Annotated in this window: 19 protein-coding genes, 2 pseudogenes and 1 riboswitch; of the genes and pseudogenes, 12 read left to right on the top strand and 9 right to left on the bottom strand. The window is 72.3% G+C overall.

What is annotated here, in order from left to right:
- Positions 1 to 5: 5 nt before the first annotated feature.
- Together HTV45_RS22415 and HTV45_RS22410 are read right to left on the bottom strand one after the other, a co-directional pair.
- Positions 6 to 1,856, bottom strand: a complete 1,851-nt coding sequence (locus HTV45_RS22415) for an ABC transporter ATP-binding protein (protein ID WP_215207632.1) — start codon at positions 1,854 to 1,856, stop codon at positions 6 to 8.
- Positions 1,853 to 3,688, bottom strand: a complete 1,836-nt coding sequence (locus HTV45_RS22410; protein ID WP_215207631.1) for an ABC transporter ATP-binding protein — start codon at positions 3,686 to 3,688, stop codon at positions 1,853 to 1,855. Before HTV45_RS22410 ends, HTV45_RS22415 begins: the two co-directional genes overlap by 4 nt.
- Positions 3,689 to 3,830: 142 nt before the next feature.
- On the opposite strand from HTV45_RS22410, the pseudogene HTV45_RS22405 reads away from it, so the two are divergent.
- Positions 3,831 to 4,313 (top strand): annotated as a pseudogene (locus HTV45_RS22405) (LuxR C-terminal-related transcriptional regulator); the annotation flags it as partial.
- A 111-nt stretch (positions 4,314 to 4,424) separates the two neighbouring features.
- On the opposite strand, the gene glgX reads toward HTV45_RS22405, so the two are convergent.
- A complete protein-coding gene (gene glgX / locus HTV45_RS22400) occupies positions 4,425 to 6,677 on the bottom strand; it encodes a glycogen debranching protein GlgX (protein WP_215207629.1) in 2,253 nt (750 codons plus the stop codon).
- A 189-nt stretch (positions 6,678 to 6,866) separates the two neighbouring features.
- On the opposite strand from glgX, the gene HTV45_RS22395 reads away from it, so the two are divergent.
- The 4 genes from HTV45_RS22395 (at position 6,867) to HTV45_RS22380 (ending at position 11,313) form a co-directional block, all read left to right on the top strand.
- Positions 6,867 to 8,093 carry an Ig-like domain-containing protein gene (locus HTV45_RS22395; protein ID WP_215207628.1) on the top strand — a complete coding sequence of 409 codons (1,227 nt, stop codon included), beginning with the start codon at positions 6,867 to 6,869 and terminating at the stop codon, positions 8,091 to 8,093.
- 154 nt (positions 8,094 to 8,247) lie between these two features.
- Complete coding sequence (locus HTV45_RS22390; protein ID WP_215207627.1) at positions 8,248 to 9,495, top strand: Ig-like domain-containing protein; 1,248 nt, start codon at positions 8,248 to 8,250, stop codon at positions 9,493 to 9,495.
- A gap of 262 nt (positions 9,496 to 9,757) precedes the next feature.
- A complete protein-coding gene (locus tag HTV45_RS22385; RefSeq protein WP_215207626.1) occupies positions 9,758 to 10,525 on the top strand; it encodes an enoyl-CoA hydratase/isomerase family protein in 768 nt (255 codons plus the stop codon).
- A 284-nt stretch (positions 10,526 to 10,809) separates the two neighbouring features.
- Entirely contained in the window at positions 10,810 to 11,313 is a 504-nt protein-coding gene (locus tag HTV45_RS22380; protein ID WP_251692555.1) for an ATP-binding protein, read from the top strand.
- Positions 11,314 to 11,348: 35 nt separating this feature from the next.
- On the opposite strand, the gene HTV45_RS22375 is transcribed toward HTV45_RS22380, so the two are convergent.
- On the bottom strand, positions 11,349 to 11,978 hold the full coding sequence (locus tag HTV45_RS22375; protein WP_215207649.1) for a GNAT family N-acetyltransferase: 630 nt from the start codon (positions 11,976 to 11,978) through the stop codon (positions 11,349 to 11,351).
- Between HTV45_RS22375 and HTV45_RS22370 the strand changes: the two are divergent.
- From HTV45_RS22370 to HTV45_RS22360, 3 genes and pseudogenes are all read left to right on the top strand, one after another.
- A pseudogene (locus HTV45_RS22370) lies at positions 11,947 to 12,150 on the top strand (MerR family transcriptional regulator); the annotation flags it as partial. The gene HTV45_RS22375 and the pseudogene HTV45_RS22370 overlap by 32 nt on opposite strands.
- Positions 12,151 to 12,198: 48 nt before the next feature.
- Entirely contained in the window at positions 12,199 to 12,411 is a 213-nt protein-coding gene (locus HTV45_RS22365) for an EF-hand domain-containing protein (RefSeq protein ID WP_215207624.1), read from the top strand.
- 40 nt (positions 12,412 to 12,451) lie between these two features.
- Complete coding sequence (locus HTV45_RS22360; RefSeq protein ID WP_215207623.1) at positions 12,452 to 13,177, top strand: NADPH-dependent F420 reductase; 726 nt, start codon at positions 12,452 to 12,454, stop codon at positions 13,175 to 13,177.
- Here HTV45_RS22360 and HTV45_RS22355 read toward each other — a convergent pair whose 3' ends face one another.
- Positions 13,178 to 13,735, bottom strand: a complete 558-nt coding sequence (locus tag HTV45_RS22355) for a glycoside hydrolase family 25 protein (protein WP_215207622.1) — start codon at positions 13,733 to 13,735, stop codon at positions 13,178 to 13,180. It abuts the gene before it with no gap.
- A 275-nt stretch (positions 13,736 to 14,010) separates the two neighbouring features.
- Here HTV45_RS22355 and HTV45_RS22350 point away from each other — a divergent pair, with 275 nt between their 5' ends.
- Both HTV45_RS22350 and HTV45_RS22345 read left to right on the top strand, forming a co-directional pair.
- The gene (locus tag HTV45_RS22350; protein WP_215207621.1) at positions 14,011 to 14,163 is read left to right on the top strand and encodes a hypothetical protein; all 153 of its coding nucleotides are present in this window, start codon (positions 14,011 to 14,013) and stop codon (positions 14,161 to 14,163) included.
- A complete protein-coding gene (locus tag HTV45_RS22345; protein ID WP_215207620.1) occupies positions 14,160 to 15,263 on the top strand; it encodes a sugar-binding transcriptional regulator in 1,104 nt (367 codons plus the stop codon). The genes HTV45_RS22350 and HTV45_RS22345 overlap by 4 nt, the downstream gene beginning before the upstream one ends.
- 355 nt (positions 15,264 to 15,618) lie before the next feature.
- Here the strand turns inward: HTV45_RS22345 and HTV45_RS22340 are convergent, their stop codons facing one another.
- The 4 genes from HTV45_RS22340 to gcvT form a co-directional block, all read right to left on the bottom strand.
- A complete protein-coding gene (locus HTV45_RS22340) occupies positions 15,619 to 16,986 on the bottom strand; it encodes an L-serine ammonia-lyase (protein WP_215207619.1) in 1,368 nt (455 codons plus the stop codon).
- 158 nt (positions 16,987 to 17,144) lie between these two features.
- Positions 17,145 to 18,404 carry a serine hydroxymethyltransferase gene (gene glyA, locus HTV45_RS22335; RefSeq protein ID WP_215207618.1) on the bottom strand — a complete coding sequence of 420 codons (1,260 nt, stop codon included), beginning with the start codon at positions 18,402 to 18,404 and terminating at the stop codon, positions 17,145 to 17,147.
- A 15-nt stretch (positions 18,405 to 18,419) separates the two neighbouring features.
- Positions 18,420 to 18,797: a glycine cleavage system protein GcvH gene (gene gcvH / locus HTV45_RS22330; protein WP_215207617.1), complete on the bottom strand. Its 378-nt coding sequence runs from the start codon at positions 18,795 to 18,797 to the stop codon at positions 18,420 to 18,422.
- Between the two features lie 136 nt (positions 18,798 to 18,933).
- Positions 18,934 to 20,052, bottom strand: a complete 1,119-nt coding sequence (gene gcvT, locus HTV45_RS22325) for a glycine cleavage system aminomethyltransferase GcvT (RefSeq protein WP_215207616.1) — start codon at positions 20,050 to 20,052, stop codon at positions 18,934 to 18,936.
- Positions 20,053 to 20,249: 197 nt separating this feature from the next.
- A riboswitch (glycine riboswitch) is annotated at positions 20,250 to 20,350 on the bottom strand.
- A 220-nt stretch (positions 20,351 to 20,570) separates the two neighbouring features.
- Between gcvT and HTV45_RS22320 the strand changes: the two genes are divergently transcribed.
- The gene (locus tag HTV45_RS22320; RefSeq protein ID WP_215207615.1) at positions 20,571 to 21,239 is read left to right on the top strand and encodes an AAA family ATPase; all 669 of its coding nucleotides are present in this window, start codon (positions 20,571 to 20,573) and stop codon (positions 21,237 to 21,239) included.
- A gap of 53 nt (positions 21,240 to 21,292) precedes the next feature.
- Positions 21,293 to 22,075, top strand: coding sequence for an enhanced serine sensitivity protein SseB (locus HTV45_RS22315; RefSeq protein ID WP_215207614.1), 783 nt, complete (start codon positions 21,293 to 21,295; stop codon positions 22,073 to 22,075).
- The last annotated feature ends 86 nt before the right edge of the window (positions 22,076 to 22,161 follow it).

Raw genomic sequence — 22,161 nt, 5'->3', positions numbered from 1 at the left:
CCCGGCTACGCCAGACTGTCCCGCCACGCCCGGTGCAGGTCGGCGAACCTGCCGGTGCGGGCGATGAGTTCCGAAGGGCTGCCGTCCTCCACGATCCGTCCGTGCTCCATCACCAGGACCCGGTCCGCGATCTCCACGGTGGACAGCCGGTGGGCGATCACCACCGCGGTACGTCCCGTCAGCACGGTCGCCATCGCCCGCTGCACCGCCCGTTCGCCGGGGACGTCCAGCGAGCTGGTCGCCTCGTCCAGGATGAGCACCGCCGGATCCGCCAGCAACGCCCGCGCGAAGGCGACCAGTTGACGCTGACCGGCGGAGATGCGGCCGCCGCGCTTGCGTACGTCGGTGTCGTAGCCGTCGGGCAGGGCGGCGATGAAGTCGTGCGCGCCGATCTCCTTCGCCGCCTGCTCGATCTCCTCACGGGTGGCGTCCGGCCGCCCGATCGCGATGTTCTCCGCGACCGTGCCGGAGAACAGGAACGCCTCCTGGGTGACCATCACCACCTCGCGCCGCAGATCGCGTCCCGTCAGGTCGCTCAGCCGCACACCGTCGAGCAGTACCCGGCCGTCGGTGGGGTCGTAGAAGCGGGCGAGCAGTTTGGCCAGCGTCGACTTGCCCGCGCCGGTCGAGCCGACGACCGCGACGGTCTGCCCGGCCGGCAGCGTGAGGTCGAAGCGGGGGAGCACCTCTCCGCCGGTGCGGTACGCGAAACGGACGTCGTCGAAGACGACCTCGCGGCCGGGGAGACCGGGGCGCCGTCCGGGGAGCTCCCGGGGGGACGCCGGCTCGGGCACCGACGGGGTCTGGGCCAGCAGACCGGCGATCTTCTCCAGCGAGGCCGCCGCCGACTGGTAGGAGTTGAGGAACATGCCGAGCCGGTCGATCGGGTCGTACAGCCGGCGCAGGTACAGGACCGCCGCCGCCAGCACACCGAGCGCCAGTGTGTCGTCCGCGACCCGGTAGGCGCCCCACAGCACGGTCAGCGCCACCGTGACGTTGGCGGTCACCCGGGAACCGACGACATAGCGGGCCATCTCCAGCAGGGCGTCGCCGTTGGTCCGTTCGTGCCGCCGGTTCAGCACCGCGAAGTCGGCGTCGTTCGCCGCCTCCCGGCGGAACGCGCGCACCGGCCGGATGCCGTTCATCGTCTCGACGAACTTCACGATCACCGCGGCGATCGCCGTCGACCGCTTCTGGTACACCCGCTTCGCCCGCCGCTGGTACGACCGTACGAGCAGGTACAGCGGCACGAAGGACGCCACCGCCGCGGCACCCAGTCCGAGGTCCAGCCAGAGCAGCAGCAGCGAGATGTAGACGGCCGACAGGATGACCATCACCAGCTCCTGCAGCCCCTCCTCCAGCAGCTCCCGCAGCGACTCCACGTCCGTGGTGGAGCGGGAGATGAGACGGCCCGAGGTGTAGCGCTCGTGGAAGTCGACGCTGAGCTCCTGCGCATGGCGGAAGATACGGCCCCGCAGATCGAGCAGTACGTCCTGGCTGACCCGGGCGGAGGCCCTGACGAACGCGTACTGGAGCGTGCCCGCCGCCGTCGCGCACAGCAGATAGCCCACCGCCACCGCGATCAGCGGGCCGTTGTCGTCGCCGCGGAACGCGGGCACGGCACGGTCGATCGCGTACGCCACCAACAGCGGGCCGGCCTGCACCGCGGCCTGCGAGACCAGCAGCAGCAGGGCGGTGACGGCGACCCTGCCCCGCAGCGGGGAGAGCAGGGAACGCAGGAGCGTGCCGGTGGCGCCCGGGGGCGTGGGCAGCTGGTCCCGGTCGAAGGGGTCACCGGTGGCGGGTGTCCGGTCGTCGTCCTCGTCCCTGACAGGCGTGGTGGTGGCCGCGGTCATCGCTGGTCCTCTTCCTCTCCCGCCGGGGCGCCGGACATGAGGTGGGCGTACTCGGGGCTGGCGTGCAGCAGTTCGTGGTGGGTGCCGACCGCGGTGATGCGGCCGCCGGAGAGCAGGGCGACGCGGTCGGCGAGCAGGACCGTGGAGGGGCGGTGCGCCACGATGAGGGCCGTGGTGTCCGCGAGCACGCGGCGCAGGGCGGCCTCGACGGCGGCCTCGGTGTGGACGTCGAGGGCGGACAGGGGGTCGTCGAGGACCAGGAAGTCGGGGCGGCCCACGACGGCGCGGGCCAGCGCGAGGCGCTGGCGCTGGCCGCCGGAGAGGCTGTGACCCTGCTCGCCGACCTGGGTGCGCGTGCCCTGGGGGAGGCCGTGGGCGAAGTCGGCCTGGGCGACGGCGAGGGCACGGCCCAGGTCCTCGTCCCCGGTGCCGCCGCCCATCAGGACGTTCTCGCCGACGGTGGCGGAGAAGAGGGTGGGTTCCTCGAAGGCGACGGCTACGCGGGAACGCAGCTCCTCGCGGGACATCTCCGTGATGTCCGTTCCGTCGAGGGTGATGCGGCCCCCGGTGACCTCGTGCAGCCGGGGGACGAGGGCGGTGAGCGTCGTCTTGCCGCTGCCGGTCGTCCCGACCAGGGCGAGGGACTCGCCGGGGCGGATGTGCAGGTCGATGCGGTGGAGTACGGGCGGGGAACCGTCCGGTGCGTCGGGGTAGCGGAAACTCACGTTCTCGAACCGCAGTCCCTTGGCGGTCGCGGGGCGGGAGCCGGCCGCGAGGGCCCCCGTCGACCCCGGGCCGCCCCCTGCGAGGGAGGCACGAGCGCCCGCGGTCGCGCCCGACTCGGGCTCCGCGTCCATGACCTCGAAGTAGCGGTCCGTCGCCGTCGCCGCTTCCTGGCTCATCGCCAGCAGGAAGCCGATCGAGTCCACCGGCCAGCGCAGGGCAAGGGCGGTGGACAGGAACGCCACCAGTGTTCCCGCGGACAGCGAACCGTCCGCCACCTGCACGGTGCCCAGGACCAGCGCCGCCCCGATCGCCAGCTCCGGAAGCGTCACGATGACGCCCAGGATCGTCGCCAGCAGCCGCGCCTTGCGCAGTTCGGTGCCCCGCAGCTTCCCCGACAGCTCCCGGAACGCCAGGGCCTGGCTGCGATGCCGTCCGAACCCCTTGATGATCCGGACGCCGAGGACACCCTCCTCGACCACCGTCGTCAGATCACCGACCTGGTCCTGCGCCAGCCGTGCCGCCCCCGAGTACCGCTTCTCGAAGAGCACGCAGGTGATCAGCACCGGCACGGCCGGCACCAGGATGACCAGCCCCAGCGTCCAGTCCTGCACCAGCATGATGATCACGCCGACCAGGATCGTCACGCTGTTGACCAGCAGGAAGGTCAGCGGGAAGGCCAGGAACATCCGCAGCAGCATCAGATCCGTCGTGGCCCGCGACAGCAACTGCCCCGACGGCCACCGGTCGTGGAAGGCGACCGGCAGCCGCTGCAGATGCCGGTACAGGTCCGCCCGCATCGACGCCTCGACATGCGACAGCGGACGGGCCACCAGCCACCGCCGGAACCCGAACAGCAGCGCCTCCGCGAGCCCGAGCAGCAGCAGGTACAGCGCGCCCAGCCACACCCCAGCCGGGTCCCGGTCGGCGACCGGGCCGTCCACCATCCACTTCAGGACGAGCGGGATGACCAGCCCGGTGCAGGAGGCGAGGATCGCGACGAACGCGGCGGTGAACAGCCGCACCCGCACGGGCCGCACATACGGCCACAGCCGGAGCAGTGCGCGCACGGCGGAGCGGCTTTCCGGGGGAGGAGGTGTCGTGGGCATCAGCAGCGAGCCTACGGTTCGCCACTGACACTGCCCAACGGATTTAGGCCGGACCGGCATCCGCCGCTGGTCCTACGACCTGGGCGGACACCGGGGTGGCCCGCCGGGGTCGTACCGCCGTATCAGCCGATCGGCCGATGCCGTGATCCTCATGGACCTGCGGATGCCGGGCGGCGGCGGGGTCGACGCCATCCGGGAACTCTCCCGGCGGGGCTCCCGCGCGCGGGTGCTGGTGCTGACCACGTACGACACCGACTCCGACACGATCCCCGCGATCGAGGCCGGCGCCACCGGCTATCTCCTCAAGGACGCCCCGCGCGAGGAGCTGTTCACCGGCGTCCGCGCGGCGGCCCGGGGCCGGACGGTGCTCTCCCCGGCGGTCGCCTCCCGCCTGGTCTCCGCCGTCCGCGCGCCCGCCGGCCCCGGCAACGAGCCGCTCTCCGCCCGCGAGCGCGCGGTGCTGGTGCTGGTCGCCAGGGGCACCTCCAACCGGGAGATCGCCCGGGAACTGTTCATCAGCGAGGCGACCGTGAAGACCCACCTCGCCCATATCTACGGCAAGCTCGGCGCCAAGGACCGCGCGGCGGCGGTCGCGGTGGCGTACGACCGGGGCATCCTCGGCTGACTTGGGCGTCCCCGGCCGGTCACGGGGTTCCCGGCCGGTCACGGCGCCACCGCCGCCCGCGGTGTCCCCGGCCGCCCGCGGTGTCCTGAGCCGACCGCGCGCCGCCGCCGGTCAGGGCCGCGCCCGCAGCAGCAGCACCGACCGCCCCGGTACCGTGATCCGGGTGCCCGCGCGGTGCTCCACGTACGGTGTCCGGTCCTGTTCCTCCCGCGCGGTGTCGACGACCACCTCGTACCGCCCCGCCCACGGCGGCCCCGGCAGCTCGAACTCCACCGGTCCGTGCCCCGCGTGCAGCACGGCCAGGAAGCTGTCGTCGAGGATCGGCGCCCCCTGCTCGTCGCGCCCCGGGATGTCCCGCCCGGAGAGGTACATGCCGAGCGTGGCGGCCGGCGCGTACCAGTCCTCCTCGGTCATCTCCGCACCGTGCGGGGTGAACCAGGCCAGGTCGCGCAGCCCGTCCGCGGAGTGCGGACGCCCGGAGAAGAAGGCGCGGCGGCGCAGCACCGGATGCCGGTGGCGCAGGGCGATCAGCCGGGAGGTCAGCTCGAACAGGGGCCGCCACTGCGGGTCGTCGAGGAGGGACCAGTCCACCCAGCCGATCTCGTTGTCCTGGCAGTAGGCGTTGTTGTTGCCGCGCTGGGTGCGGCCCATCTCGTCGCCCGCGACCAGCATCGGGACCCCCGTGGACAGCAGCAGCGTGGTCAGCAGGTTCCGCAGCTGCCGGCGCCGCAGGGCCCGTACGTCCTCGTCGTCGGTGTCCCCCTCCGCGCCGCCGTTCCAGGAGCGGTTGTCGTCCGTGCCGTCCCGGTTGCCCTCGCCGTTCGCCTCGTTGTGCTTGCGGTCGTACGACACCAGGTCGCGCAGGGTGAAACCGTCGTGCGCGGTGACGAAGTTGACCGAGGCGTACGGCCGCCGGCCGCCCCAGGCGTACAGGTCGCTCGACCCGGACAGCCGGTAGCCCATCTCCCGTACGTCCGGCAGCGCGTGCCGCCAGAAGTCGCGTACCGCGTCGCGGTAGCGGTCGTTCCACTCCGTCCACAGCGGCGGGAACGCGCCCACCTGATAGCCGCCGGAGCCGACGTCCCAGGGCTCCGCGATCAGCTTCACCCGGCGCAGCACCGGATCCTGCGCGATCACCGCGAGGAACGGCGACAGCATGTCGACGTCGTGCATGGAGCGGGCCAGCGCCGCCGCCAGGTCGAAACGGAAGCCGTCGACGCCCATCTCCGTCACCCAGTAGCGCAGCGAGTCCGTGATCAGGCGCAGCACGTGCGGCTGGACGACGTGCAGGGTGTTGCCGCAGCCCGTGTAGTCGGCGTACCGGCGCGCGTCGGGCTGGAGCCGGTAGTAGCCGCGGTTGTCGACGCCCTTCAGGGACAGCGTGGGGCCCAGCTCACCCGCCTCGGCGGTGTGGTTGTAGACCACGTCGAGGATCACCTCGATGCCGGCGGCGTGCAGGGAGCGCACCATCCGCTTGAACTCGCCGACCTGCTGCCCCCGTGTGCCCGAGGCCGCGTAGCCGGCGTGCGGGGCGAAGTAGCCGATGGAGTTGTAGCCCCAGTAGTTGCGCAGCCCCCGCCGCAGCAGATGGTCCTCGTGCGCGAACTGGTGCACCGGCAGCAGCTCGACGGCCGTGACGCCCAGCTTCACCAGGTGCTCGACCGCGGCGGGGTGCGCGAGACCGGCGTACGTACCGCGCAGTTCCGCCGGGACGCCGGGATGCCGCCGGGTGAAACCCCTGACGTGCAGCTCGTAGATCACCGAGTCCGCCCACGGTGTCTTCGGCCGGCGGTCGTCCGCCCAGTCGTCGTCGTCATGGACGACCACTCCCTTGGGGACGTGGGGGGCCGAGTCCCGGTCGTCGCGCACGGTGTCCGCGACATGCTGCTCGGGCCAGTCACGGACATGGCCGTACACCTCGGCAGGCAGGCCGAAGTCCCCGTCCACCGCCCGCGCGTACGGGTCCAGCAGCAGCTTCGCCGGATTCCAGCGGGCGCCGGTCCACGGGTCCCAGCGGCCGTGCACCCGGTAGCCGTACCGCTGCCCGGGCAGCACACCCGGCACGAAGCCGTGCCAGATCCCGTGCGTCAGCTCGGTGAGGCGGGCGCGGTTCTCCCTGCCGCGCTCGTCGAAGAGACACAGCTCCACTCCCTCCGCGCCGCCCGCCCACAGCGCGAAGTTGGTCCCCGCCACCCCGTCCGGGCCGGTCCGGAACCGGGCGCCCAGGGGCGTCGGCCGCCCCGGGCGCACCGGCACCGTGGGCACGGGCGGCGCCGGCCGCGCGCCGTTCACGACGGCGGCCGTGCGCCCGTCCCCGGTGGCCCGCTCCGCGGCCACCGCCTCCTGCTCGGCTGCGCTGGACACCTGTCAGCCTCCCGCGGCTCGTGGGGGACGACGGCGGACAGGAGAGCAGGGCACATGTCATCGGCTCGGCCGCGGCTCCCCGGCGCGTCGTCCTCCCCACTGTTCTGCCCAGAGGGTGCCCCGCCCTCACGTTTCCCCGGGAGGCGGCATGGTCGTTTCCCTCGGGCGCGGCCCGTCGTTGGGTACCGCGTGAGGTACGTAACCGGGCGCGCTCGGCGCGCGAGGGCCGCGCTGGCCGCCGTAGTGACATGGGCAGGACTGTTGGCCGGAGCCGCCGGCTGCGCGGCGGACGGCACCGTCGGCGGGGCGTTCGGGCCCCCGGCCGTGAAGGACGTCATCCGCGTGACGCCCGGCGACGGCAGCAAGGGGGTGCGCCCCGACTCGGCACTGCGGGTGCGGGTGCCGGAGGGGCGGCTGGAGTCGGTGGAGGTCGTCGCGTCACAGGACGCGCGGGAGTCGCCGGTGCCCGGCCGGGTCGCGGCCGACGGCCTGACCTGGAGACCCGACGACGAACGGCTGGCGCTGGCGGCGAAGTACACCGTCGACGCGGTGGCCGTGGACGGCCAGGGCCGCCGCTCGGCCCGGCACACCACGTTCTCGACGTATGTCCCGGAGGAACGCTTCATCGGTCACGTCGCCCCGGAGGACCGCTCCACCGTCGGCACCGGCATGATCGTCTCTCTCGAGTTCAACCGGAGGATCACCCGCCGCGCGGCCGTCGAACGGGCCGTCCGGGTCACCGCCCGCCCGGCCGCCGAGATCCGCCCGCACTGGTTCGGCGACGACCGCCTGGACTTCCGCCCCGAGGAGTACTGGAAACCCGGCACCGAGGTCACCGTCGACCTGAACCTGCGCGACATCGAGGGAGCGCCCGGTGTGTACGGCCTCCAGCGGCGCACCTTCACCTTCACCGTCGGCCGCAGCCAGGTGTCGGTGGTCGACGCCGCCGCGCACACCATGCGGGTGCGCAGGGACGGGGAACTGCTGGCCACCGTGCCGGTCACGGCGGGGGCGCGGAAGACGCCCACGTACAACGGCAAGATGGTGATCACCGAGATGCTCGAGGTCACCCGCATGAACAGCCGCACCGTCGGCTTCGGCGGCGAGTACGACATCCCCGACGTCCCGCACGCCATCCGCCTGACGAGCTCCGGCACGTTCCTGCACGGCAACTACTGGGCCGGCTCCGGCGTCTTCGGCAGCTCCAACGTCAGCCACGGCTGTGTCGGCCTGCGCGATGTGAAGGGCGGGGGCGCGGACACCCCGGCGGCCTGGTTCTTCGACCGCAGTCTCGTCGGCGACGTTGTCGAGGTGGTGAACAGCAAGGACAAGAAGGTCGCCCCCGACAACGGCCTCGGCGGCTGGAACATGAACTGGAAGGAGTGGAAGAAGGGCGGTGCGGTGAAGCGACCCTGATCCGAACCCTCGGGCAGACCGTTGAAGTTGGAACGGAACGGTGACAAAACCGCTGCCCGATACCTCCCTGGCCTGTGGTTACTATGCGCCGAGCGCGCGTGGGGCGCGCGGGGGCGCGGGTGCGGCGGGTCCAGCCCGCCGAGGGGAGAAACAAGTGAACGTGGGGCCGATATCGGGGGCGGCGGCCGGTGCGCGGGGGCGCGGCGGCAGGAAGCTGGCGGCGCTGGCACTCGGACTGATGCTGGCGGTCACCGCCTGCGGCGGCGGAGGGCCGGACGCGGGTACCGCTTCGAGTGAGGGCAAGGGCAAGGGCAAGGACTCCACGGCGGCGCAGAGCAAGCAGTCCGAGGCCGTGGTGAGCATCGCGCCCGAGGACGGCGCGAAGGCGGTCAGGACCACCGGCGCGCTGAAGGTGACCGCCGGAAAGGGCAAGCTGACCGAGGTCGTCGTCAAGGACACGGACGGCGACACGGTCGAGGGCGAGATATCCGGCGACGGCGCCTCCTGGACGCCGTCCATCCATCTGGCCGCCTCCACCGAGTACACGGTGCACGCGGTAGCCAAGGACTCCGAGGGCCGCACCGCGGCCGAGGACTCCAGCTTCACCACGCTGACGCCCGAGAACACCTTCGTGGGTCACTTCACCCCCGAGGACGGCACCAAGGTCGGCGTGGGCATGCCGTTCTCGCTCCGCTTCTCCCGGGGCATCACCCACCCCGAGGACGTCGAGAAGGCGGTCCGCATCACCACCGAGCCGGCCGTCGAGGTCGAGGGCCACTGGTTCGGCAACGACCGGCTCGACTTCCGTCCGGAGAAGTACTGGAAGCCCGGCACCAAGGTCACCGTCGACCTCAACCTCGACGGCGTCGAGGGCCGCGAGGGTGTCTACGGCGAGCAGAAGAAGAAGGTCTCCTTCACCATCGGCCGCGAGCAGGTCTCCGTCGTCGACGCCAAGAAGCTCACGATGAAGGTCAGGAGGGACGGCAAGGTCATCAAGACCATCCCCGTCACCACCGGCGCGCCCGGCATGGAGACCTGGAACGGCCAGATGGTCGTCAGCGAGCGGCTCAAGGTCACCCGGATGAACGGCGAGACGGTCGGCTACGGCGGCGAATACGACATCAAGGACGTGCCGCACGCCATCCGCCTGACCACCTCCGGCACCTTCCTGCACGGCAACTACTGGGGCGGCGACGCCTTCGGCAACTGGAACGCCAGCCACGGCTGCATAGGCCTGCGTGACGTGCGCGGCGGCTGGGACAAGAAGGCGCCGGGCGCCTGGTTCTTCGAGAACACCTTGCTCGGCGACGTCGTGGTCGTGAAGAACTCCAACGACGCCACCGTCGCCCCGGACAACGGCCTCAACGGCTGGAACATGTCCTGGGAGAAGTGGAAGGCCTAGGCATGCGTACCCCGTGCCCCGCGAGGGGCACGGGGGACAGGGCCGTGTACCGGACGGGCCGCACCCCGAAGCAGGGGTGCGGCCCGTTTCGCGGGCCGGCCGGGGAGAGGGGCGCGCGCACGCCGTCGGACTTCTCCGGGGCCCTCTCGGGGCCGCGCACGTACCCGCCCCCTCCGCGAGGGGCACGCGACCCGCTCGGCCCGTCGGCCGGCCCGGCGGCCCGTGGTGTCCCCGCGTGTGAACGCCCGCTAACCTGCGGGGCATGACCGTACATCTCGAAGTCGCCGAAGGCGTCGGCACCCTGCGGCTGGACCGGCCGCCCATGAACGCGCTGGACGTCGCCACGCAGGACCGGCTGAAGGAGCTCGCCGAGGAGGCCACGCGGCGCGACGACGTGCGCGCCGTGGTCGTCTACGGCGGCGAGAAGGTGTTCGCGGCGGGCGCGGACATCAAGGAGATGCAGGCCATGGACCACGCGGCGATGGTCGTGCGGTCCCGGGCCCTGCAGGAATCCTTCACCGCCGTCGCCCGCATCCCCAAGCCGGTGGTGGCGGCCGTCACCGGGTACGCGCTCGGCGGCGGCTGCGAGCTCGCCCTCTGCGCCGACTACCGCATCGCCGGGGAGAACGCCAAGCTGGGCCAGCCCGAGATCCTGCTCGGTCTGATCCCCGGCGCGGGCGGCACCCAGCGGCTGTCCCGGCTGATCGGTCCGTCCAGGGCCAAGGACCTCATCTTCACCGGCCGTCAGGTGCGGGCCGACGAGGCGCTGGCGCTCGGCCTGGTGGACCGGGTGGTCCCCGCCGGGGAGGTGTACGCGCAGGCACACGCGTGGGCGGCGAAGCTGGCCCAGGGGCCGGCGATGGCGCTGCGCGCGGCCAAGGAGTCGGTCGACACCGGCCTGGAGACCGACATCGAGACCGGCCTCGCTGTCGAACGCAACTGGTTCGCGGGCCTGTTCGCCACGGAGGACCGTGAGCGCGGGATGCGCAGCTTCGTGGAGGAGGGCCCCGGCAAGGCGAAGTTCGGGTGACGGCCCGCTGAAGAACCCCTCCGGGGGCTTGCAATTGACGCGATGTCTGATCCGGGTCCCTCGATGGGGCGGATTATGGGAGCCTGGTGCACCCTTAAGCCGGTCGTGTCGAGGGAGCCCGTCGATTGCCTGAGAGTGAGCCGTTTCCGCAGGCAGGGCGGTCTTTCGGTGACTCCGAAGTGACGGCCGCACATGCCGGAGGCCCGATGCCCGGCGGGAGCGCTCGGGGGGCGTATTCCCCCGGAACGGCCCCGGAGGGGTCCGGGGGCGGCCATGATGGGGCCATGGCGGGGCTGGATGGCAGGGAACAGCCGCGGGGAGACGGACGTGCGACCGTGTCGCGCTGGTCGCCGACGGTCGAGGACGAACACGCCGCGAAGGCGCTGGAGCTGTTCGGCGACCCCTCGGAGGCGGAGGTTCCGTTACCCTCCCGCCCGGAGTCCGCCGCCACCGCCCGCCGGCTCGTCCAGGTCGTGATCCTGCGCCACTGGGGCCTCAGCGGCAAGACCACCGAGGACGCCGTGCTGCTCGTCTCCGAACTGGTCGGCAACGCCGTACGTCATACCGGAGCCCGGATCTTCGGCCTCCGCATGCGTCACCGGCGCGGCTGGATCCGTATCGAGGTCCGCGACCCCTCCCGCGGCCTGCCCTGTCTCATGCCCGTACAGGACCTGGACATCAGCGGCAGGGGTCTCTTCCTCGTCGACAGACTCGCCGACCGCTGGGGTGTCGACCTGCTGCCCCGCGGCAAGACCACCTGGTTCGAGATGCGTGTCACGGACCGCTGAGAGCTGCCCTCCCCGGGTGCTGCACCCCCGGCTGCTCAGGGCCCCGGAAGGAACAGCGCCTCCGAGCCGACCGGCCGGTACCCCGCCGCCTGGAACGACCGCAGACTGCGAGCGTTCCCCGGGGAGATCTGCGCCCACACCGGCTCGCCCCCGGCCAGCCGTCGCGCCGCCGGCGCCGGCCGCCGTCCCAGGCCCCGGTGCCGGGCCTCCTCCGGCACCTCCACCGCGATCTCCAGCCGGCCCGCGATGCCGCGCCCCAGGACCAGCAGGCCCCCGTCCGCCGTCCACACCCGTACGTCGTCGCGCCGCCCGCGGGCACTCACCACCCGGGGATGGCCGGGGTCGCCGATCTCCTCCAGGGCGGGCGGTGGGCCGCCCGGCAGCGGCTCGGCCACCGTCATCACATCGATCGTGTCCGTCCGCCGCCCCGTACGCTCCATGAAGGCGGCCAGGAACCGGACGTTCATGGGGGCGGCGAGGGCGTCGCAGTCGGCCGCGGCCAGCGTTTTCCGTACCCACGCGGGATCCTCGTCGGTGAAGACGACGGAGTGCGCGGTGAACGCCGGCACCCCCGCGTCCCGGCCCGACGGCCGGCCCACCACGGTCGTCCCCCCGTCCGCCGCCGGGAAGACGCCGCGCGCCGCCCCCGTACTCCGCGAACTGATCGGCGACGCCGACCCGGCCCCCGTACTGGAGAGGCTCGCCTCCGCGACGAACGTACGCCTGGCCCGCTACCGCGAGCTGTCCGCGATCGTGAACGGCCTGGAACCCCCGTCCTCCTACGAGAAGGAGTTCGGATGGGTGGTCGCCGCACTGGAGTCACGGGTGGCCCGATAATCTTGTCCGCGTCAGCAAGACGAAAAGTACGAGATGAGGGGTGGACCGGTGGCGGACATCGAGGAAGCGCGCAAGCAGTTCGAGCGGATCGATACGGACGGGGACGGATTCATCACCGCTGCCGAGTTCAAGACCGCTCTGGCCCAGGGCGGGGACTGGAACGTCACCGAGGCGGTCGCGGAGGCCCTGATCAGGTCCCGCGACCTGAACGGCGACAAGCTCCTGTCGTTCGACGAGTTCTGGGCCCACTTGGACAAGTAGGTCCGGAATAGTCGACCCGTCCGGGAGGTTGGTGCCGGTCATGCGGGTTCCCGAAGGGAACCGAAGCGGACATCGACCCCCGGAAGGGCGAGGCGAGCGGAACATGAGGATCGGCATCATCGGGGCGGGCAACATCGGCGGCAACCTCACGCGGCGGCTCACGGCCCTCGGCCATGACGTCGCCGTCGCCAATTCCCGTGGCCCGCACACGCTCAGGGAACTGGCCGAGGAGACGGGCGCGACCCCGGTGCGGGCCGAGGAAGCGGCGCGCGGCGCGGAGGTCGTCGTCGTCGCGGTCCCCCTCAAGGCCGTACCGGACCTCCCCCCGGGCCTCTTCGACGAGGCCGCGGAGGGCGTGGCCGTCATCGACACCGGCAACTACTACCCTCGGCAGCGCGACGGGCGGATCGCCGGCATCGAGGACGAGAACCTCACCGAGAGCCGCTGGACGGAACGCCGCATCGGCCACGCCGTGATCAAGGCCTTCAACGGCACCTACGCCCAGGACATCCTGGACCGCCACCGCCCCGCCGGCGCCCCCGGCCGGATGGCCCTCCCCGTCGCCGGTGACGACGAGGCGGCCAAGCGGAAGACCCGGTCCCTGATCGACGAGCTCGGCTTCGACACCGTGGACGCGGGCGGCATCGACGACTCCTGGCGCCAGCAGCCCGGCACCCCGGTCTACGGCATGCGCGGGGACTCCGAGGCCGTGACCCGGGCCCTCGCGGACGCGTCCCCGGCACGCACGCCCGATTTTCGGGGCTAGCTAGGCGCCCCCGGCCCACTCCTGGAGCGCCGACCTGCTGGAGAAGTCCGCGACGTTCTTGTCCAGCGGGTCGTCGGTGTACTGGTGGAAGCGCCACCGGGCCTTGACGCGGGGCTTGCCCGCGGTGACGTAGTCGGCGATCCAGAGGCCGTCACCGGCGTAGGACGACGTGTCGACGGTGAGCCAGAAATTCCGGTTGCAGTACAGGATGACTCTGTTGTGGGGGCGCAGCTCCTTCACCTTGCGGATGAAGCGGTCCTTCTCGGAGTTGCCCGCACGGGTGCCCTCGCCCGTGGTCTCCCAGTCGACCGCGAGGATGTCGCCCCGCTTCTCCGGGGCCTTGCTCACGAAGTACTCCGCCTGGGCGGTGAGGTTGCCCGGCCAGAGGAAATGGTAGAAACCGACGACCAGACCGGCGTCGCGTGCCCTCTTCGTCTGGGCCGACAGCTTGGGGTTGGTGTACGTACGGCCCTCCGTCGCCTTGATGAAGACGAACGACAGGCCGTCGGTGTCGTACGAGGACGACTGGTACGAACTCACGTCGATGCCGCGCAGCATGGGGCTCCCTGAAGTGCTGGTGGGGGGAGGGGAGTCGTCTGGTTCATTCCCCCTGCGGACACGGGCCACTCGCCCGATATGCGGAAACCTCACCTTGGCCGGGCGGACGCGCGCCACGGCGGGAGTCGTCGGTCACCCGAAGGCGAACACGTGAACCGTCTGGGCGTCCCCACCCGTTGCACTGGGCGCGCACCCTCTCGGGTGGGGTGCGGAACATCCCACAAGTACGCAGAAGTTACGGGCGCATCCGCGGCCCTGACGAATGGAGCGACGTGGTGACGACTGGCGGTGTGCCGGGCGCCCGCACCGGACGGTTCGCCTTCCGGGCGGACCAGCTCCGCATGCGCGGAGCCCCGGAGTGCGACGGAGCGGACAGAGCCCGCCGGGGCCGCGACGGCGTCCCGCCCGGTGACGGCCGGGCCGGATGACGCGGCCGCAGCACACCGGCGTGCACCAGCCCGGCGGGCCGGCGGCGCCCCCCGCGCCGGTCGACACGCTGCTCGCCGCGTCCGTCGCCCGGCGCTTCCACCTCGAGAACCGGTCCAGGGTGCAGATCGCCCGGGAATTCGGCATCAGCCGCTTCAAGGTGGCCCGCCTCCTCGCCGCGGCCGTGGCCCACGGCATCGTACGGATCGACATCACCGTCCCGGCCGAGATCGACGCCGGGCTCGGACGGTCGCTGACCGAGCGGTTCGCCCTCCGGCACGCCGTCGTCGTCCAGCTGCCCCGGAGCGGGAACGGCCCGGCGTGCCCGGCCGACCGGCAGCACATCGGCCACTGGCTGGGCACGGCGGCGGCGCAGCTGATCGCGGCGATCGCGCGGGAGGGCGACGTCCTCGGACTGGACGGCAGCCCCGCGGCGGTCGCCCTCAGCGAGGCGGTGACCCGGCTGCCGCCCTGCGAGGTGGTCCAGCTGACCGGCGTGCACGGGCCGGACCTCACCCACGCTCCCGTGACCGCCGCCGTCCGTCGCGTCGCCGCGGCCGGGGCGGGTACCGCCTTTCCCCTCCACGCCCCGTTCATCCTGCCGGACGCCACGACGGCCACCGTGTGGCGCGGCCGGCCGGGGACCGCCGAGGCGGTGAGCCGGTTCGAGCGGGTCACCAAGGCCGTCGTGGGCGTCAGCGCGTGGGACGCCGGGTCGTCGGCGATGTACGGCGCCCTGTCGGACCCGGAACGGGATACCTGCCGGGTGTCGGGCGCGTGCGCGGACCTGGCCGGCCGGATCCTCGACGCGGACGGCCAGGTGATCTCCACCGGGCTGGACGATCGCATGATCTGTGCCGCCGCGGCCCAGCTCCGTGGCATACCCGAGCTGATAGGCGTCTCGGACGGTGCGCGGAGCACCGAGGCGGTCCGCGCCGCGCTGCGGTCCGGGCTGCTCACCTCGCTCGTCACCGACGCGACGACCGCGCGCCGTCTCCTCTGGCACGACGACACGGCGGACGGTGATCCACCGGCCGGTTCGACGTCCCTTCCCGCCGGCCGAGGACAGGGATGCCGCAGCCGGACACCGCAGGCGCCATGACCGCGGGCGAGCCGGCGACAGCGGGTGCGGTGGGGCTGTGCCCGATGCCACGGCACCTGCCGCCCGCAGCGGACGGCATCCGCGAGGAGCCGAGGGAACACGAGGGCGCCTTCGGCAAGGCACGGCCGCGAAGGCGGGGACCGGGGCCGACGCCATGCGTGCCCGCCTCAGAGCGGCGACACCGGCGTGTGAAGGGGCGTTGCGGGAGGCCGGCCACGAAGTGCCGCATCCCGACCGGACCCTGCCGGGTGACGTCGTGGGAACACCGTGCCGTCGTGGCCGCGGTGTCGCCGCGGTCGCGGCGGCTCGCCGTCCGGTCACCGACCGGAGGCACACCCGGCCGGAGGGCCGTACCTCAGCACTCGATGATGTTCACCGCGAGCCCGCCCCGCGCCGTCTCCTTGTACTTGACCGACATGTCGGCGCCGGTCTCCTTCATCGTCTTGATGACCTTGTCCAGGGACACCTTGTGGGAGCCGTCGCCGCGCATCGCCATCCGGGCCGCCGTGACCGCCTTCACCGCGGCCATGCCGTTGCGCTCGATGCAGGGGATCTGGACGAGGCCGCCGACCGGGTCGCAGGTCAGCCCGAGGTTGTGTTCCATGCCGATCTCGGCGGCGTTCTCCACCTGCTCCGGGCTGCCGCCCAGCACCTCCGCCAGCGCGCCCGCCGCCATCGAGCAGGCGGAGCCGACCTCGCCCTGGCAGCCGACCTCGGCGCCGGAGATGGAGGCGTTCTCCTTGAAGAGCATGCCGATGGCGCCCGCGGCGAGCAGGAAGCGGACCACGCCCTCCTCGTCGGCGCCGGGGACGAAGTTCATGTAGTAGTGCAGGACGGCCGGGATGATGCCGGCCGCGCCGTTCGTCGGGGCCGTGACGACCCGGCCGCCGGCCGCGTTCTCCTCGTTCACGGCCATCGCGTAGAGGGTGATCCACTCCATGGCCAGGGCTTGCGGGTCGCCCTCGGAGCGCAGCTTGCGCGCGGTGTTCGCGGCGCGGCGGCGTACCTTCAGGCGGCCCGGCAGGATGCCCTCGCGGGACATGCCCCGGTCCACGCAGGCCCGCATCACGCGCCAGATCTCCAGCAGGCCCTCGCGGATCTCCTCCTCGGTCCGCCAGGCGCGCTCGTTCTCCAGCATCAGGGCGGAGATGGACAGGCCGGTCTCCCCGGCGAGGCGCAGCAGCTCGTCGCCCGTGCGGAAGGGGTACTTCAGCACCGTGTCGTCGAGCTTGATCCGGTCCGCGCCCACCGCCTCCTCGTCCACGACGAACCCGCCGCCGACCGAGTAGTACGTCTTCGAGAGCACCTCCGCGCCCGTCGCGTCGTAGGCCCACAGCGTCATGCCGTTGGCGTGGTAGGGCAGTGCCTTGCGGCGGTGCAGCACCATGTCGTCGTCGTAGGTGAACGCGATCTCGTGGTCGCCGAGCAGACGGAGCCGGCCGCCGTCCCTGATCTTCTCCACCCGCTCGTCGGCCGACTCCACGTCCACCGTGCGCGGCGCGTCGCCCTCCAGGCCCAGCAGCACCGCCTTGGGCGTGCCGTGGCCGTGGCCGGTGGCGCCCAGGGAGCCGTACAGCTCCGCCCGCACCGAGGCGACGGAGTCGAGCAGGTCCTCGTTGCGCAGCCGCAGGGCGAACAACCGGGCCGCCCGCATCGGGCCGACCGTGTGCGAGCTGGAGGGGCCGATGCCGATCGAGAACAGATCGAAGACCGAGATGGCCACGGGGGGACTCCTAAGGGTTCGGCGGACGGCGCTGTCCACCGGAAGGGTGGTTCAGAAGTGAGCGGAAACGTTCATGCGGTTCATGGTGCGGGGCACCGCGCCCACTGACCCAGTGTGCGCGATGCCCCGGATGTCCGTACCAAGAGAAGCGTACGAAATTACGTCAGACCGGGGTACAGCGGGTGCTTCCCGGCGAGGGCCGTCACCCGGGCCCGGAGCGCGTCGACGTCGTAGGACGGCTTCAGCGTCTCGGCGATCACGTCCGCGACCTCGGCGAAGTCCTCGGTCGTGAAACCGCGGGTGGCCAGCGCCGGCGTGCCGATGCGCAGTCCCGAGGTGACCATCGGCGGGCGGGGGTCGTTCGGGATCGCGTTGCGGTTGACGGTGATGCCGACCTCGTGCAGCCGGTCCTCGGCCTCCTGTCCGTCCAGTTCCGAGTTCCGCAGGTCGACCAGGACCAGGTGCACGTCCGTGCCGCCGGTCAGCACGTCCACGCCCACGGTCCTGACGTCGTCCTGTACCAGACGCTCGGCCAGGATGCGGGCGCCCTCCAGGGTGCGCCGCTGGCGCTCCTTGAACTCCTCGGTGGCACAGGCCTTGAAGGCGACCGCCTTGGCGGCGACCACGTGCTCCAGCGGACCGCCCTGCTGGCCGGGGAAGACCGCGGAGTTGATCTTCTTGGCCAGTTCGGCCGTGGAGAGGATCACGCCGCCGCGCGGACCGCCGAGGGTCTTGTGCGTGGTGGTCGTCACGACATGGGCGTGCGGGACCGGGTTCGGGTGCAGGCCCGCGGCCACCAGACCGGCGAAGTGCGCCATGTCGACCATGAGATACGCGCCGACCTCGTCCGCGACCCGGCGGAACGCGGCGAAGTCCAGCTGACGCGGGTACGCCGACCAGCCGGCCACGATCAGCTTCGGCTTGTTCTCCTTGGCGAGCCGCTCGACCTCGGCCATGTCGACCTGGCCGTCGTCGCCGACGTGGTAGGCCACCACGTTGTAGAGTTTGCCGGAGAAGTTGATCTTCATGCCGTGGGTCAGGTGCCCGCCGTGCGCGAGGTTCAGGCCCATGATCGTGTCACCGGGCTTGAGCAGCGCGAACATCGCGGCCGCGTTGGCCTGCGCGCCCGAGTGCGGCTGCACGTTGGCGTGCTCGGCGCCGAAGAGCTCCTTGACCCGGTCGATCGCGATCTGCTCGATCACGTCGACGTGTTCGCAGCCGCCGTAGTAGCGGCGGCCGGGGTAGCCCTCGGCGTACTTGTTGGTGAGGACCGAGCCCTGGGCCTCCATGACCGCGACCGGGGCGAAGTTCTCCGAGGCGATCATCTCGAGGGTGGACTGCTGGCGGTGCAGCTCGGCGTCGACCGCGGCGGCCACCGCCGGGTCGAACTCGTGCAGGGACGTGTTCAGAAGCGACATACGGCTACGACTCCCTCAGCCCGCGGTCTCGGCGTCGTACTCGGCGGCGGTCAGCAGGTCGGCCGGCTCGTCGGTGACGCGCACCTTGAACAGCCAGCCGCCCTCGAAGGGGGCGGAGTTCACCAGCGACGGGTCGTTCACCACGTCCTCGTTGACCTCGGTGATCTCCCCGCTGACCGGGGAGTACAGGTCGCTGACCGACTTGGTCGACTCCAGCTCGCCGCAGGTCTCGCCCGCGGTCACGGTGTCACCGACCTCGGGGAGCTGGACGAACACCACGTCACCGAGCGCGTTGGCCGCGTGCTCCGTGATACCGACCGTCGACACGCCGTTCTCGGCGGCCGTCAGCCACTCGTGCTCCTTGCTGTACCGCAGCTGGGTGGGGTTGCTCATGGCCTGAATTCTCCTGTACGGGGACGGGGATGACTGGGTGGATGACGGGAATGGAGGAGGGGACCGGGTACGGCGCCCGTGCGCGGGCACGACGCGTCCGCCTCACGCGCGGAAGCGGAAGCCGTCTACGACGGTGTCACTTCTGCCGCTTGTAGAACGGCAGCGCCACGACCTCGTACGGCTCGTGGGTGCCGCGGATGTCCACGCCGACACCCTGCGTGCCGGGCGCCGCGTGCGCCGGGTCGACGTAGGCCATCGCGATCGGCTTGCCCAGCGTGGGGGAGGGGGCACCGGAGGTGACCTCGCCGATCACCTCGCCGCCCGCCACGACCGCGTACCCGGCGCGCGGGACCCGGCGGCCCTCGGCGACCAGGCCGACCAGGACGCGGGGCGGCTCGGCGGCGGCGCGCTCGGCGGCCTCGGCCAGCGCCGCGCGGCCCACGAAGTCGCCCTCCTTCTCGAACTTCACCACCCGGCCGAAACCGGCGTCGAAGGGCGTCAGGGAGGCGCTCAGCTCGTTCCCGTACAGCGGCATGCCCGCCTCCAGGCGGAGCGTGTCCCGGCAGGACAGCCCGCACGGCACCAGGCCCGCGCCCTCGCCGGCCTTGGTCAGCGCCTGCCAGAGCTCCACCGCGTGCTCCGGCTTCACGAACAGCTCGAAGCCGTCCTCGCCGGTGTAGCCGGTGCGGGCGATCAGCGCGGGAACACCGGCGACCGTGCCCGGCAGGCCGGCGTAGTACTTCAGGCCGTCCAGGTCGGCGTCGGTGAGGGAGGCGAGGATCTCCTGGGACGCGGGGCCCTGCACCGCGAGCAGCGCGTACGCGTCGCGGTCGTCCCGCACCTCGGCGTCGAACCCGGCCGAGCGCTCGACGAGGGCGTCGAGCACCGTCCGGGCGTTGGAGGCGTTGGCGACCACCAGGTACTCCGACTGACCGAGCCGGTAGACGATCAGGTCGTCCAGGATGCCGCCGTCCTCGCGGCAGATCATCGTGTAGCGGGCGCGGCCGGTCCTGAGACCGCCGATGTTGCCGACGAGGGCGTGATCGAGGAGGGCGGCGGCCCGGGGGCCGGTGACCGCGATCTCGCCCATGTGCGAGAGGTCGAAGAGGCCGGCCCGCGTGCGCACGGCGTTGTGCTCGTCGCGCTCGGAGCCGTAGCGCAGGGGCATGTCCCAGCCGGCGAAGTCGGTCATCGTCGCGCCGAGCGAGCGATGCAGGGCATCGAGCGCGGTCCGGCGGGGTTCGGTACTGCTCATCGGTCGGTCTCCCAAGGCGATGGGGGCCCCTCCCGCGCGAGTTCGTTCGGGCGTGAGGGAAGGCGAGGGCGTTCCTCCCCATCTGTCATCGGAACCTGAGAGGTTCGCCATGACCGCCCGCGCAGGGGAAGATCATGGTTTGCACCTTGGGTGGAGCCACTGGAGCACGGCTGCAGCGGCCCGCTTTTCAGATGTGCCTCGCCCGCGCGGTAACGGGGCCTGAGAGATTCAAGGGAGGGACTTGCTCCTTCGGCGCCCTGGCGTCACACGATGCCGGGGACTCTCCCGCGCGGATTCAAACGGCCGGTATGCAGTTGGCGCGCTCATCATTGCACGCATCGTGAGGGCGCGGCAGGGGGACCCTCTTGTGGAGTGCACAGGTTGTACGGGCGCGGTCACAGTGAGCTGTGACAGGCCTGTTTCAGGAAAGGCACAGAAACGGAAGACCTCGGCATTACCTTCTCTTTACACTCAGCGGGGACCTGGGCTCATGCCGGTCCCAGGGGAGGACCATCACGGTGAACAGGACCACGGCGTGTGCCACCACCACGGGCGTCACGCTGCCCCCGCAGCCGGCCGGCCGGGTCCGCGGGGCCCGCGGCGCGCCGCCCGCGCCCCTCGTCCGCGATCTGCGCGAGCGGGGCGGCCGCAGCCCGCGCGCGCTGCTCTTCGGACCCCGCGACCTCGTCGTGGTCACCGGGCTGCCGGGCAGCGGGAAGTCCACCCTGATGCGGCGCGCGGTGCGCGGTACCCGCGTCGACTCCCAGGACACCCGCGACCGCTGGGACCACCGGGTGCCCCGCTTCCTCCCCTACGCCGTCTACCGCCCCCTGGTCCGTCTCGCCCACTACGCGCGTCTGCGCCGTGAACTGCGCGCCGGCGGGGCGGTCGTCGTCCACGACTGCGGGACGCAGGCCTGGGTGCGGCGCTGGCTCGCCCGCGAGGCCCGCCGCCGGGGGGCGAGTCTGCATCTGCTGCTGCTCGACGTCACCGCCCGGCAGGCGCTGGCCGGGCAGCGCGAACGCGGCCGGGGCGTCTCCCGCTACGCCTTCGCGCGCCACCGCGCGGCGAGCGACCGGCTGTTGCGCGCGGTCGAGCGCGGACGGCTTCCCGCGGGCTGCGGTTCGGCGGTGCTGATCGACCGGGACGCGGCGGACACACTGCGCAGGATCGGCTTCGCGGGCTGACCCGATAACCTTTCCGGCCACAGCAGTGGTTCCAGGCAGGCGGTAGGCGAACGATGGACTTCCCGGCGGACTTCCCGGCCCAGACGTACCCCCACGCGCACGGCGGGTGGCCCGGCAACGAACTGGAGGAGGTGCTCTCCGCCTCCCTCGGCGTCCCCTCGGCGGGCGCCAGGGTCGTCGAGGTGCTGCGCCGCAGCTTCCTCTGGATCCCGCTGCCGAACGGGGGCGGCCCGCACAGCGGCCCGCTGGACCTGCCCACCATGGAGCTCGACGGCCAGGCCTACGTTCCCGTCTTCAGCTCCGAGGAACAGTTCCGGCAGGTCGTCGGCTCGCACATGTCGTACACCGTCGCGCCCGCGGTGGAGTTCGCCCGTGGTCTGCCGCCGCAGGCCGGTATCGCGGTGAACCCCGGCGGCGTGGTCTCCGCCCCGCTGCCGCCGGCCGCGGTGGCCGAACTGTGCCGGTCCGGCGGCGGCCCGCCGGCCGGTGCGGCGAGCGGTGGCCGGGTCCGGCTCTTCGAGCCCGACTGGCAGGACGACCCGGTGGACTTCCTCGCCGCGGCCTCGGAGGAGTTCGAGGCCCTCGGTGTGGTCACCACCGCCCGCCGCTGCCTCGCCGCGATCGAGACGCAGGACCCGGTCCTCTTCGTCGGCGTGGAACTCTCCCCCCACGGGGAGGCCGACGCCCGCGCCCTCCCCCTGGACGCCCTCGGCCGCGCCCTGGGCCGCGCCCCGGCCCGCTGGCCGGTCAACCTGATCCTCCTCGACATGGCCCAGGACCCGGTGGCCGACTGGATGCGCTCCCAGGTCCGCCCCTTCTATCAACGCCACCCGTAGCGTCCGTCACCCCCGCGGGGCCGTACCGGCGTGCGCCCCCGCCGCGTGGGCGCGGGCATCCCCCTCGGGGGCGTGGGGAACGGCGC

Origin of the sequence: Streptomyces sp. CHD11, from assembly GCF_018638295.1 — a bacterium.
Lineage (GTDB): Bacteria > Actinomycetota > Actinomycetes > Streptomycetales > Streptomycetaceae > Streptomyces.
This window is presented reverse-complemented; position numbering and strand designations above follow the sequence as displayed.